Origin of the sequence: Paraburkholderia sp. GAS82, from assembly GCF_050436285.1 — a bacterium.
Taxonomy (GTDB): Bacteria; Pseudomonadota; Gammaproteobacteria; order Burkholderiales; family Burkholderiaceae; genus Paraburkholderia; species Paraburkholderia phenazinium_B.
In genome coordinates this window covers 21691-34123 of record NZ_JBNDLX010000016.1, presented here as the reverse complement: position 1 = coordinate 34123, position 12433 = coordinate 21691, and the positions used below count along the sequence as shown (strand labels likewise).

Genomic DNA, 12433 nt, shown 5'->3' with positions numbered 1-12433 from the left:
GTTGCTATTTAGTCAAAAACCTCACAGCGGTGCGCCATCGAGGCATAAAGTTAAAGTGCTTTCTCAAGTTACTGGTGCAGTGCGGGGGGTGTTCGATGAAACGCAGATCAGCACGACAGCTTGTCCGTCTACTCTCGGACATCAGACACGCTACTCATTGCAGTACGCTGCGGGCCGCGGCGACCAGCCGGGCCATCGAACTGGCCGCCGCTGAAGCCGACGAGCCGTCCACGGAAGATAGCGACATCGTCGACGACACGCGGGACGTCGCCCAGGACGAACGCTCGTGGAGACGGTCATGAGAGCTGCCTGCGAACAATCCCTGCGCTTTCTGGTCGAGAAGTGGCTGGCGCCGGCTCCGTCGAATCCCATTCGTGTCACCGAATTCAGCCGCACGCGCGCGGGCGGCAGACGCTATGTACGCGTCGAAACCGCCTTGGCGGAGGGTGACCGGAGTCTGTTTTTCTTCCGGCACGACGACGGTTGCTGGTGCGTGTTTCCGCCTACTGCCGACAACCGGAAGGCCGCGCAGGAGAACCTGGCCGAGCGGTTCGGATTCGCCCAATCCTGGTGAGTGAAAGCCTGGGATTTTCAAACAGCCGTTACTGGATGTCTCGCGCGATAATCGCGCAATCGCGTTGACCTGTTTGCAGGTCGGCGCCCGGCGGACATCAGGCGGAAACCATGGATGACAAGGACTGGATCGCCGGCGCGGCCAAAGCGCTGGCGATCATCGAAGCGTTTGACGAGGAACATGCGCGCATGACGCCAACGATGGTCGCAGCGCGCGCGGGTCTATCGCGAACGGCGGCGCGCCGCTACCTGCTGACGCTGCGCGAACTCGGTTACGTGGATACCGACGGCAAGCTGTTCTGGCTTGCGCCGCGCGTGCTGCGCCTCGGTCAATCCTATCTGGACTCGGCGCGCTTGCCGCGCACCGTGCAGCCGTTCCTGCAGCGGATCACGGCGACACTGCAGGAAACCGCGCTGGTCGCGATTCTCGACGAACAGGATGTGGTCTACGTAGCCCGCAATGGCGTGAACCGGGCGATGGCGGTCGGCTTCGTGCTGGGGTCGCGGGCGGCGGCGCCGTTGTCGTCGGCGGGTCTGGTGCTGCTTGCCTTTCAGACGCCGGAGGTCATCGAACGATGGCTCGCGTCTTACGAAATCAAGGTTTTCACGCCACAAACCTACTCCACCATCGAGCAGCTTCGCGAGGTGCTGGGTGAGGTGCGCCGCAACGGCTACGTCGTCACGGATCAACAGCTCGAGCTGGGTATGCGCGGAGTCGCGGTGCCGTTGCGCGACCGGCACGGCTCGGTGGTGGCGGCGATCAGCGTTAGCATGCCGATCGGCCAGGAGTCGGCCAATGCCGCTTTGCATCGGGTCTTGCCGACGCTCCAGGAAACCGCCAGCCTGCTACGCAATCTGGTTTAGGTAGCGGCATGAACGGGCGTCTTTCAGGGATGTCGCGGATCTTGTCCTGCGCGGTTCAGTTGCTGAAATGAACTGAACTCAGCGCAGCAGACCGGTGAGATGTTACGACGCGTCTGCTGGCAGACCGCGGCGGATCACTTCGGTCAGGAGGCCCGTCATGCCTTCCGGATGCGTAGCTGCGCGTTCCTTCAGTTGCTCGACGAGTTCCGCGTTCAGCTTGCACGCAAAAGGCACGAGTCCCTGCGCCTGGTCGAGCTTGCGTTGTTCGCGGCGGTCGAGCACGGGCGTAGCGGCGGAGCCTTTGCCGAAGCGGTCGGCGGTCGCCAGCTTCATGGAATTGGTCAGTTTGAGGGCCTTGTTCTTCTCAAGGTCGGTTTTTTTCATCGGCATTCGGAAAGCCTCGGCAGGGTAGGGAATCCCGCATTGTACGCATCCGCGCTGGCCTGCCAGCCGGACACGGGTTCCAGCGGAGTCAAACGTCGTGGGTTAGCTCAGGCGCGCTCATCCGCCATGCTGTCCATTAACGCTCGCATGCGCTGCCAATGAGTGCCTTCCCAGAACACGCGCCGGCACACGTCGCAGGTGACGAACTGGCTGTGGCGTTCGAGCACGCCTTCGGGCGCGCGGCCTGCCACCTCATCTTTGGGAATACGCCGCAGCGGAACGTTGCAGGTCAGGCACAAGCGAAACGGACGGGCGCTGCCGGCCAGATCGAGCCTGTCGAAAATCTCGCGCAATTGCGCCTTGGGTTTGAGCGTGCGGACATAGCAGCCGTGGGTGATCGTGCGCCGCTTGAGCAATTCGCGGTCACGGGTCAGCACGATGCGCTGTTCGGCGGCGGCCAGCACTTCGATGTCGGCGTCGGGGTAGTGGTTGTCGTAGAGCGTGTCGAAGCCGGCTAGCCGCAGCAGTTGCGCGAGGCCGCCGAGGTGGGCATCGGCGATAAAGCGCGTCACACGCAATGGGTGTTCGCGCACGCGCAGCAGCGGCTGGATGTCGAGCGCCTCGAACTTCGGATAAACCGCCACGCGGTCGCCGTCCGCCAGCTGACGCTCGAAGCCAACCGATTCGCCGTTCACCAGGATCAATTCGACTTCCGTATGCGGCACACCGAGCGCTTCGATCATGTGCTTGGCCGTGGCGGCATCCGCGCAGGCGCAACTGAACGCGCGCCGGCGCAGCGGCCGGGCGAGGAAGTCGTTCAGCTCCTCATAGAAGCGGAATGTCGCGGTGACCATCGCGTCAGTATGGCACCGGGGGGCATTGCGCGCTGGCTGCACGTCTCGCGGCGCTGTGCTCTACTTTCACCTCTTCGAGAGAGTGGAGCGAGAGATGGACATCGGTTTTATCGGTCTCGGCGAGATGGGCGTCGCCATGGTGCGCAACATGCTGAAAGCGGGTCACACGGTGCGGGTCTGGAACCGTTCGCCGGAGCGCGCGCAACCGCTGGTCGCGGAGGGTGCGGCGGTGGTCGGTTTGCCCGCCGAGGCATTTACCGGCGACGCCGTGTTTTCGATGCTCGCCGACGATACGGCGCTGCGTGCGGTGATCGACGCGACGTTGCTGGAACACGCGCCGCGCGGGCTGATTCACGTGAACATGGCGACGATTTCCGTGGCGCTGGCTGAAGAGCTGGCTCACGCCCATGCAACGCGTGGACTGCACTATGTCGCCGCGCCCGTACTGGGACGCCCCGACGTGGCGGCGGCAGGCAAGCTGACCATCGTCGCGGGTGGCCCGGCTGAAGCTATCGAGCGTGTGCAGCCGGTGCTCGACGTGATTGGCCAGAAGACCTGGCGCATCGGTTCGCAGCCACAACAGGCGAACGTCATGAAGCTCGCTGCCAATTTCATGCTCGCCTCGGCGGTCGAAACGCTCGGCGAGGCGGCGAGCCTCGTCACAGCGCACGGCGTGGCGATGCAGGATTTTCTCGACGTGATCACCGCGGGCCTGTTCACGGGCCCGGTCTATCAGGGCTACGGCAAGCTGATTGCGGAGCGGCGCTATGAGCCGGCGCTGTTCAAGGCGCGTCTTGGACTGAAGGACGTGCGTCTGGCGCTGGCCGCCGCCGATGCGGTATCGACGCCAATGCCGGTGGGGAGTCTGGTGCGCGATAACCTGATTGATGCCATCGCGCACGGTGACGGTGAGAAGGACTTCGCGGTGCTAGGAGAGGTGTCGGCCCGCCGCGCCGGGCGCTGAGCGCGCGAAGCGGGCGTAGTAACGCGGTCGCAACGGAAGTCCCCTGCACCTTGCGGCCGCAGGGGCAGGCATAATGCCTGTCCCGCTGATTTTTTACCGTGCCATTCATTCATGAACCTGCATACCTGGTGTCTGTACGTTGCCACCGTCTTCGTCGTTTCCGCCATTCCCGGTCCGAACATGCTGCTCGTCATGACACATGGCGCACAGCACGGGCTGCGCCGCTCGGGTGCGACGATGGCCGGTTGTCTGTCGGCGCTCGTTTTGATGCTGTCGGTCTCGGCGGCGGGACTGGGCGTGTTCCTCGAAGCGTGGCCAGCCATGTTCAACGCGCTGCGGATGATTGGCGCGGCGTACCTGGTCTATCTCGGCATCAAGGCCTGGCGGGCTCCTGCCGACGAGGGCGTGGCTCACCGCACCGATGAACTCGCCGCGAAACCGGCGCGTTCGCGTTTTGCGTTGTTTCGCAACGGCTTTCTGGTGGCGGGCAGCAATCCGAAGGCGATTCTGTTCGCCGCTGCTTTGCTGCCGCAGTTCATCGACGCCAGCCGTCCGACGCTTCCGCAATTCGGCGTTCTGGTCGCCACTTTCGCGGTGATCGAGGTGAGCTGGTATCTGGTCTACGCAGGCTTTGGCACTCACATCGGCGCGCGGCTGAAGAGCCGCAACGTGGCGCGGGCGTTCAACCGTCTGACGGGCGGCGTGTTCGTGGGCTTCGGCGCGATGATGGCGCTGGTGCGCCGCTAGGAGGGACTTCGTACGGACTGGCAGGGTGTGGCAGGGGCGTCGCCGTAGTTACCGGGATTTCACCCGATGTTGCATAAACGCAACATCGAGGGTCAACCCTAATTCCGATGTTGCGTCGCACCAAACGCTTTGCTATGATTTGCCTTGTCTCCTCCATGTCTCCTCTGATATGGATTCAGCCCGCCCAAGTAGGCGGGCTTTTTTTTCGTCCTGCGTTTTCGTGCAGCGGCGTTTCCTCCGTGCCAACTAGAACTTATACGAAACGGCGAGGAACGAGATGATCGGATCCGCCTTCAGCGTGGCCCGGCTTACCGCGAGTTCGGTGCCGTCGGCTGCCTTGACGATCACCGACGAGGTCGTCTTCAGCGGGATGTACGTGATCGAAGCCAGCAGACCCCAGTGATCCGTGATGTTGTACTCCGCGCCCGCATTGAACACCGGTTGCCATGACGACGACGCCTTGGCCGACACCTGCGTAGTACCCGGCTTGCCGGCGCCCGCGGCGAGCACCGAGCCAAGGTTGTTCTGCGTCGAGGTGACGAAGTTCGGATTCAACTGAATGTCCGAGAACCAGTTGTACGACACCCCGAGACCGAGGAACGGCCGGAACTTCGAGGTGGGCTGGCCGAAGTAGTACTGCAGGATCGCCGCCGGACTCCATTGGCGCACACTCTTGATGATCGGATTGCTCGACGGGTCTCCCAGATTCTGACTGCCAAGTGCGCCGGCCGGCCCCGGCGGCTTGATTGTGCCCTGACCGTAAACCTTGAACACCGGTGGCACGCCCGCGACCGACGACAGCGCAATATGGTCCGTGAAGAAGTGGGTGATCACGAGACCGGCTGTGTTCGCGTTGTTGGTCGACAGACCGGTGCCGCTCGAAGTGAACGAGTTCGGCAGACGCAGCGGCGTGTTGATCGGCGTCGGTGCGACATTGGTCGTGAGCGCCGAACTGGAGTCCTTCGGCGCCACGTGGAACCAGCCGAGCACGGCGACGTTGTCGCCTGCCTGCTGGGCGTGGGCACTAAGCGAGAGGCACGCGGTCAGCGCCGCGATGAGCATTCTTTTCATGACGTTCCTCCTGAGCGGGCGCTCCTGCTACGCGCGGCGGCGGGGTGGGTTTCCCGCGTGGTCGTCGCGTTCCGGACGGACCCCGGCTGCGGCTGCGGCCGGGGAGCGGTCGCCTCGTTACGTGGTGACAGTGCTCACTGCGTCCATCACTGGACGAATGCGCCGATCGTGAAGTAGGGCGACGCTGGCGTCGTCAGGTCGAGGTAGCCGAACACGCCACCCGTGAAGATCATATTTCCGGTCGGCGTGGTGCCCGTCGATGCGCCGACCTGGGTCGTCGTCACCTCGCCTGGAATCGCCTCGGTGAAGTCGAGATTGAGCGCGGTTGCGAGCGACGCCTGCGACGCATTGAACGGATCGAGCAACGTGGCCTGGGTGCCTTCGAGTGCCGTGGTGCGGTAGTCGAACTGGCTGTCCACGCCGATGTACTCACCGTTCTGCGAGTTCACCGCGACCGCGGTTTGCGGCGCCAGAATCGAAATGCCGGATTCGTCGTCCGCCAGCAAGGCCGCCGGATTGGCGACGCCGGTGCGCACGAGGATCGGCACGAGCTGGCCGCGCAGCTGGCCGACGATCATGAAGCCCTTGGCCTGCGGCGTGGTGGCGAGCGTGGCTTTCGCCTGGCCCTGGAAGTTGTCGGTTTCGAACGCTCCGCTACCGTCGGCCGACTGTACGAGGTTGGTCCCGGGTTGCTCGCACTTACCGGCATTGACGCCGGAGTTGTCGCACTCAGTCCACGTGCCGTCGGCGTTGATCGTGATCTTCGAGTCCACTGCGACCGGCAGGAAGTCCTGCGAGGGAACCTGGTGGTAGCCGAGCTGGTTGTACGTACCGGCGAGGCTCGCGATGTTCGTTTCAATCGACGAAAAGCCGATGAACGGGTAGTACGGGAACGTCGTATCGGGCACGGCGCCTACGCCGAGCACACCGGCAAACTGGATCTGCGCGCCGGGGATCGTGCCGCCTGCCACGCCTTCGCCGACGAAGATGCGGGCCGGGCGGGTCGGGTCGAGGCTCGCGCCGTTCAGCTGATACGCGCACTGGTTGAGCTTGGCGGTCGGCAATTGCGTGACCGGAGTCAACGTGCCGCTGGCGGTCGTGCCTGCCCGCGTCGGGGTGACGGTGCCCGTGGTTTGCGGAATTGGCGACTCGATGTAGCTGATCTGCCAGGTCATCTTGGTCGTATCGAGCTGCAGCTTGACCAGTTCGCCGTCGCCGCCGCCTCCGGTGTAGACCGTGTTGTAGTCAAGCGTGGTGGGACACAGCGCTGTGACCACCGGCGCCGGCGAACTGCCGCCGCCACCGCCGCACGCCGTTACCAACGGCGCTGTCAATGCCAGTGCCGCAAGGATTTTCCATTTCATACTGCCCCCTCCTGAATGTTCTCGTTTTCGATGGCCGGCTCCCTGTCCGGCCATCCCCTCGATCTGATCGTCTCGTTACTTGTTGACGTTGGCGCCGACGCCGAAGTACGGCGTTTCCGCTGTACCCGATATGGCCGAAGTCGATGCCACGCCGTTGTTTTCCTCACCCTGGATGAGGATGGCGTACAGGCCGCCCGCAGCGATCGCGTAGCCGGTAGCGCTGCCGCCGCTGGTCGTCGTGGCGGTGACATTGACCAGCCCCGGACTTGCCGCGACACCGTAGGTCAGGGCGAATCCATCTTCGGCGCTCGAGGTTGCCGGATTGACGAAGGTGCCCGTGGCGCCGTTGATGAGCGTCGCGGTGTAGTTGAAGTTCGAATCCGCGCCGACATAACCGCCGTCGAAGCCGCCTGAGGCAAGTGCCGTGGCCGGAGCGAGCATGGCGATGCCGGACTCGTCGTCGACCGCCAACGACAGAAGGTTGGTATTGACGTTGCCAGTGCGCACCACGAGCGGGATGGTGGCACCGTTCAACTGGCCGAGGATCATGTGCGCGACGCCCGATTTGCCGGTCGGTATCGTCTGCGCAATGATCTGCGGAGCCTCGGTGCTATCGAGATAGCCGTTGGCGTCGACCGTGTATGGGTTACCCGTCGTCAGGCAGCCGCCCGTATTGGGCGAGAAGCCGGTGGTGCTTTGGGTGGACGTGCAGGTGCCGGTCGCATCGAAGGTTTCGATGGTGTTCGTGCCGACGGTTGCATAGTTGCCCGAATTACCAGAAGGCGTCAGGTGATAGAGGAGGCCGTTGTAGGTGCCCGGCAGCTTCGTAATATCCGTGGTCGTGCTGGCGAAGCCGAGGAACGGATAAAAGTCGAAATGGCGGTTATCCACCGCGCCGAGGCCCAATATGCCGGCGAACTGGATCGTGGCGCCCGGAATACCGCCGCCTGCCACACCCTGGCCGATGAAGATCGTCGGCGGATTGGCGGTGTTGAAGTCAGCGGTGGTGTTGTAGGTACCGTTGGGCCCAGAGCCCGTGCCCGGCTCGAGGATGAACGCGCAGCGTATCTGCTCGGCAGTCGGCAAGGCCCCGGTAGGCGGATGCGCCACCGAGCCTGTGATCTTCACACCTACGCGGGTCGGGGTCACGTTGCCCGTCGCAAGCGGAATGGGGGATTCGAGCCACGACAGCGTGTAAGTCATCGCCGTCGCGTTGATGTTCAGACTCACCACTTCGCCGCTGCCGGCGCCGCCCAGATAGGTCGTATTGCCGATATCGGCGGTCGCAGGACAGAGCGAAGCGACCGTGCCCTGCGGCGGCGGCCCTTGCGTGGGACAGCTCGATCCGGAACATTGCGGCGTGTTGATCGCTGCAGGATTGCTGGCGTTGCCGCCACCACACCCGACCACCAGGCAGGCGGTCAAAATAGCCAGTACAAGGCCTCTAATTATGGCGTACGACATGCTGCTGTCTCCCTTTCGTGTAATTGTGCGAAGTAATTTCGCTGCGCGTTTAAGGGCTGTCAATTGACTGAACCGTCTAAAAAGGTCGATTCAAACAGCCTCTAAAACGCGCGACTCTTGCCACCGTGAGGTTTGCGAGCCTTTTAAACAAAAAACGAATTTTCGGATGCAGCAGCTGAAGCGTTGCTTTGCAGCACACGCTTGCCTGTCAGGGCTTTGGGCAAAAAGGCTCTATCATCTGCGAACGACCGTTCGTGGAAAAATCGGGTGTTTCCCTAGGCGGCAATCTATGCAGATTAATTCGCTGTTCTGCACGATTTACCGATCCATGTATAACGGCCGGATTTTGTTCGAAAGTAATTGGGAGTAGTACCGATTACTCGCAAGCGATTTGAAATATTCAAGCAGGGATTTAAAACGCAAAAGGCCGGTTTATAAAACCGGCCTTTTGGCTTGAATGGCGTCGAAGCGCCGTCGGGAAAGAAGCGCTTAGTGTTTCAATCCGCTGTCTTCGGCGGTGCCTATCGCGAGGTTCATGCACTGGATGGCTGCGCCCGATGCGCCCTTGCCCAGATTGTCCAGACGCGCGACGGTGACGAAGCGTTCTTCATTGCCAAACACGAACAGGTCGACGCGATTGGTGTCGTTGTTCGCCTGCACGTCGAAGAAGCCACCGTCGAGGTTGGCTTCGGCGTCGAACGGAGCGACGCGCACGAATGCTTCGCCTGCGTAGTATTCGTTGAAGAGCGCGACCACATCTTGCGGCGTGGCTTTCTTCGCCAACTGGCTCGGCGAGAAGAAGGTAGTGACCGCCAGACCCTTGTAGAACTCGCCGACGATCGGCGTGAATACCGGTGCCGACTTCAGACCCGTATGCGCTGCCATCTCCGGCAGATGCTTGTGCGTCAGACCGAGCGCGTAAGGACGCGGGCTCTTCAGCCGGTCGTTGCCGCCGGCTTCGTAGTCGGCAATCATCTTTTTGCCGCCGCCGCTGTAGCCGGTGATCGAATAGCTGTGCGCAGCGAACTCCGGCGCGACCACGCCCGCTTCGACGAGCGGGCGCATGGCCAGCACGAACGCCGATGCGTGGCAGCCCGGCACGGCAATGCGTTTGGCCGTACGCAGCCGTTCGCGTTGCGAGCGCGCCAGCTCCGGCAGGCCGTAAGCCCAGTCCGCGCTGGTGCGAAACGCCGTGCTCGCGTCGATCAGGACGGTGTGGTCGTTCGCGACGAGCGAAGCCGATTCGCGCGAGGCCACATCGGGCAGGCACAGGAACGTGACATCCGACGCGTTGATGAGACGACGGCGCTCCTTGATGTCCTTGCGCTTCGCTTCTTCGATACGCAGGATCTCTACGTCGGCGCGTTGCGACAGGTATTCGAAAATCTTCAGGCCGGTCGTGCCTTCCTGTCCGTCGACAAATACTTTCGTGCTCATCTCACTCTCACTGGCTTACGGGAAAACGGCGGGGAAAACGGTGGCGCTGAGTTGCGCCGGAACGCTATTTTAAGACCTGACGACGGCACGCGTGCGCAAACATCGTCGAAAAACGACGTTGCGCCGTGCAAATGACATTGAGATGACGGTTTTATGCGGCAGATGCAATCCGTTGACGGGGGATTCGCACCCGCCGCGGACCGGGAGACGTCTACTTCGCGGCACTCCAGCGCGCCGTCACGGCTGCGACCCGCGCGCCGAATGCTTTGGCCGTTTCAAGGTCGCCTGGCGGCGGGGCTTCTTCCGGCGTGGCATCCGCCGGCGATTGCGTGAGCAGACCCGTAGAGCCGCCGACGTAGTTCAGGTCGTCGCGCGTCGCCGCCTTGGTGTTGGCCGGCATCATGCCGGTGCCCGCCCAGATCATGCTGTGCTGCATCGCCAGCGTGACGAAGTATTGGATGGTCGAGAACTTGTCGCCGTTCATCGTCGCGGAGTTGGTGAAGCCGGCGGCGATCTTGTCTTTCCACTTCTGGCCGAACCATACCTTCGAACTGGCGTCGGCGAATTTCTTGAAGTCAGCCGATGGACCGCCCATGTAGGTCGGCGCGCCGAAAATGATGGCGTCGGCGGCGTCGAGTTCGGCCCAGCCGGCATCGTCGACATCGCCGACTGCGAGCAGTCTGGCGTCGGCGCCGGCCGCGAGCGTGCCGGCGAGCACAGCTTCGGCGGCTTTCTTCGTATGGCCATATCCGCTGTGATAAACGATGACGATCTTCGGCATGAGATGCTCCAGGAAAGTTGAAGGGAGGACGAGGACGAGCGGTGCGAGCGCGCGGCGGCGGGTTGGCCGCGGCGATACTGCGCCATCCGCCGGACCTGGGTAACCGCAACGCCGCGGCTTTTGCGGGCGCGTGTTTTAGCGCCCGTAGTTCACCACCATTTTTGCACTACCGATCGTTGCAGTGCCGATCTCGTGGTCGAACATGAACGCCGGGCGGCCCTGGGCGAGCCGCAGATCGGTCGTGTTGAGCGCATACACGGTGATCACATAGCGGTGCGGCTTGCCGGCCGGCGGACACGGTCCGCCATAGCCGTCGATCTCGAAGTCGTTGCGCGCCTCGACGGCGCCAAGCTTCTTTATGTAGCCTGACGCGCTCGCATTCTCAGGCAAGCGGTCGATATTCGCAGGGATCTCCGCGACGGCCCAGTGCCACCAGCCGGGACCGGGTGCGTCGGGATCGAAGATAGTGACGGCAAAGCTGCGCGTGCCTGCAGGCGCATCGTGCCACGATAACTGCGGCGAGCGGTTCGCACCCTTGCAGTCGTCCTGATCGAAAACCTGGGCGGTGTCGACCGTGCCGCCATCGCGGAAATTGGTACTGGTCAACGTAAAGGGCCCGTCCGCGAGCGCACGCGGCCCATGCGCGACGGCAAGCGCGAGACTGAGCGTCGCAATGGCAAAAGACGACGATCTGGAGCGGGGCGAAGCAAGCGAAACGACCAGGCAACGCGAATGCATGTGCCTATTCTCCTTTGTCGACCGGCGCCTGCGCTTTAGCTGTCAACCAGAGTTCGCGCTTTTAGCGCGGTACTCCGGTCCCATGCAGCGCAGTTACGCCGGTCCCATGCAGCCAGGGGTGTGAGCGTCCATCCTCAGGATCATTATTGTCCCTATTTTGTGTTCCGCGGTCGAATCAAGATTAACATTTGGTTGAGCGGGGGCCTTGTAGCGCCCGTTCTGACAGGCCGCGGACAGGTGAAATCAGCTATAGTCAGCGGAATTGCGCCCGTGGGCCGGCAACGCAAGGGAAGTCACGAATTTAGAACCTGGAATTTAGAATGATGCATGGCTGAAGTTTCGGAGAGCGTGCTATCAAGCGAAGGAGAGCCATGCCAGAACCAGTCAGAGTCGTTGTAGCCGATGATCACCCAGTGATTTTGTTCGGCGCAGAGCAAGCGCTGCTTAAATTCCCCGGCATCGAAGTTGTTGCACGCGCGCGCCAGTCAACGGAACTCATGAAGATTCTGCAGACCGTTCCCTGCGACGTGCTGGTGACCGATCTCGCCATGCCCGGCGGGCAGTACGGTGACGGTCTTCCGCTGATCGGTTACTTGCGCCGCAATTTTCCCAATCTGCCTATCGTCGTCCTGACGATGCTCGAGAACGCCGCGCTGCTCAAGCGCCTCAGCGAACTCGGCGTGACCTCGGTCGTCAACAAGGCGGACGATCTGAGCCATATCGGGCTCGCGGTCCAGCACGTCAGCCGCCATCTCGAATACATGAGTCCATCGGTCAAGGCCTCGCTCGAGACATTGCGCATGAACGCCGGCGGCAAGACCGACGAGGTGATGCTGTCGAAGCGCGAACTGGAAGTGGTGCGGCTGTTCGTGTCCGGGATGACGATCAAGGAAATCTCGGAGCAGTTGAACCGCAGCATCAAGACCATCAGCACGCAGAAGAACACCGCGATGCGCAAACTCGGTCTCGAACGCGATTCCGAACTGTTTCAGTACGCGCAGAGCAACGGTCTGGCGAATCTGTCGTCGGGGACCGCGGGGGAACTGAGCGATCAGTGATCGCGTTGCCTGACGTGTCGCTGCGAGCGGCATAAAAAAAGCTGCCTGTCGGAAAGACAGGCAGCTTTTTTTGCATCCACCAGCGGCGTGCGTTAGAACCAGACCGCGTTGCGGCGGTCCCTTCCCGGCCTACG

14 protein-coding genes are annotated in these 12433 nt (G+C 62.5%); 6 read left to right on the top strand and 8 right to left on the bottom strand.

From position 1 onward, the window contains the following. The first annotated feature begins 95 nt into the window (after nucleotides 1-95). The 3 genes from P3T17_RS35240 to P3T17_RS35230 all read left to right on the top strand — a co-directional run bounded on the left by P3T17_RS35240 (nucleotide 96) and on the right by P3T17_RS35230 (nucleotide 1437). Nucleotides 96-302 carry a hypothetical protein gene (locus P3T17_RS35240; protein ID WP_429411538.1) on the top strand — a complete coding sequence of 69 codons (207 nt, stop codon included), beginning with the start codon at nucleotides 96-98 and terminating at the stop codon, nucleotides 300-302. Next, nucleotides 299-574: a hypothetical protein gene (locus P3T17_RS35235; RefSeq protein ID WP_074262746.1), complete on the top strand. Its 276-nt coding sequence runs from the start codon at nucleotides 299-301 to the stop codon at nucleotides 572-574. The genes P3T17_RS35240 and P3T17_RS35235 overlap by 4 nt, the downstream gene beginning before the upstream one ends. A gap of 110 nt (nucleotides 575-684) precedes the next feature. Beyond that, on the top strand, nucleotides 685-1437 hold the full coding sequence (locus P3T17_RS35230) for an IclR family transcriptional regulator domain-containing protein (protein ID WP_429411535.1): 753 nt from the start codon (nucleotides 685-687) through the stop codon (nucleotides 1435-1437). Nucleotides 1438-1539: 102 nt separating this feature from the next. Here P3T17_RS35230 and P3T17_RS35225 read toward each other — a convergent pair whose 3' ends face one another. Together P3T17_RS35225 and P3T17_RS35220 are read right to left on the bottom strand one after the other, a co-directional pair. After that, the gene (locus tag P3T17_RS35225; protein ID WP_429411532.1) at nucleotides 1540-1827 is read right to left on the bottom strand and encodes a hypothetical protein; all 288 of its coding nucleotides are present in this window, start codon (nucleotides 1825-1827) and stop codon (nucleotides 1540-1542) included. Between the two features lie 101 nt (nucleotides 1828-1928). Beyond that, the gene (locus P3T17_RS35220) at nucleotides 1929-2675 is read right to left on the bottom strand and encodes a Mut7-C RNAse domain-containing protein (protein WP_429411530.1); all 747 of its coding nucleotides are present in this window, start codon (nucleotides 2673-2675) and stop codon (nucleotides 1929-1931) included. 94 nt (nucleotides 2676-2769) lie between these two features. On the opposite strand from P3T17_RS35220, the gene P3T17_RS35215 reads away from it, so the two are divergent. Both P3T17_RS35215 and P3T17_RS35210 read left to right on the top strand, forming a co-directional pair. Further along, on the top strand, nucleotides 2770-3639 hold the full coding sequence (locus tag P3T17_RS35215) for an NAD(P)-dependent oxidoreductase (RefSeq protein WP_429411528.1): 870 nt from the start codon (nucleotides 2770-2772) through the stop codon (nucleotides 3637-3639). Nucleotides 3640-3750: 111 nt separating this feature from the next. Continuing rightward, nucleotides 3751-4386, top strand: a complete 636-nt coding sequence (locus P3T17_RS35210) for a LysE family translocator (RefSeq protein WP_429411526.1) — start codon at nucleotides 3751-3753, stop codon at nucleotides 4384-4386. A gap of 246 nt (nucleotides 4387-4632) precedes the next feature. On the opposite strand, the gene P3T17_RS35205 is transcribed toward P3T17_RS35210, so the two are convergent. From P3T17_RS35205 to P3T17_RS35180, 6 genes are all read right to left on the bottom strand, one after another. Further along, the gene (locus P3T17_RS35205; protein WP_429411524.1) at nucleotides 4633-5457 is read right to left on the bottom strand and encodes an OmpW/AlkL family protein; all 825 of its coding nucleotides are present in this window, start codon (nucleotides 5455-5457) and stop codon (nucleotides 4633-4635) included. Nucleotides 5458-5603: 146 nt separating this feature from the next. Next, nucleotides 5604-6821 (bottom strand): DUF2957 domain-containing protein, encoded by a 1218-nt coding sequence (locus P3T17_RS35200; RefSeq protein ID WP_429411522.1) that lies wholly within the window; start codon nucleotides 6819-6821, stop codon nucleotides 5604-5606. 75 nt (nucleotides 6822-6896) lie between these two features. After that, nucleotides 6897-8285 carry a DUF2957 domain-containing protein gene (locus P3T17_RS35195; protein ID WP_429287806.1) on the bottom strand — a complete coding sequence of 463 codons (1389 nt, stop codon included), beginning with the start codon at nucleotides 8283-8285 and terminating at the stop codon, nucleotides 6897-6899. 489 nt (nucleotides 8286-8774) lie between these two features. Further along, the gene (argC, locus tag P3T17_RS35190) at nucleotides 8775-9722 is read right to left on the bottom strand and encodes an N-acetyl-gamma-glutamyl-phosphate reductase (protein WP_429411520.1); all 948 of its coding nucleotides are present in this window, start codon (nucleotides 9720-9722) and stop codon (nucleotides 8775-8777) included. A gap of 211 nt (nucleotides 9723-9933) precedes the next feature. Next, entirely contained in the window at nucleotides 9934-10503 is a 570-nt protein-coding gene (locus P3T17_RS35185; protein ID WP_429411518.1) for a flavodoxin family protein, read from the bottom strand. Nucleotides 10504-10638: 135 nt separating this feature from the next. Next, a complete protein-coding gene (locus P3T17_RS35180; RefSeq protein WP_074262735.1) occupies nucleotides 10639-11241 on the bottom strand; it encodes a YbhB/YbcL family Raf kinase inhibitor-like protein in 603 nt (200 codons plus the stop codon). Between the two features lie 371 nt (nucleotides 11242-11612). Here P3T17_RS35180 and P3T17_RS35175 point away from each other — a divergent pair, with 371 nt between their 5' ends. Beyond that, nucleotides 11613-12299, top strand: coding sequence for a response regulator (locus P3T17_RS35175; RefSeq protein ID WP_074262734.1), 687 nt, complete (start codon nucleotides 11613-11615; stop codon nucleotides 12297-12299). The last annotated feature ends 134 nt before the right edge of the window (nucleotides 12300-12433 follow it).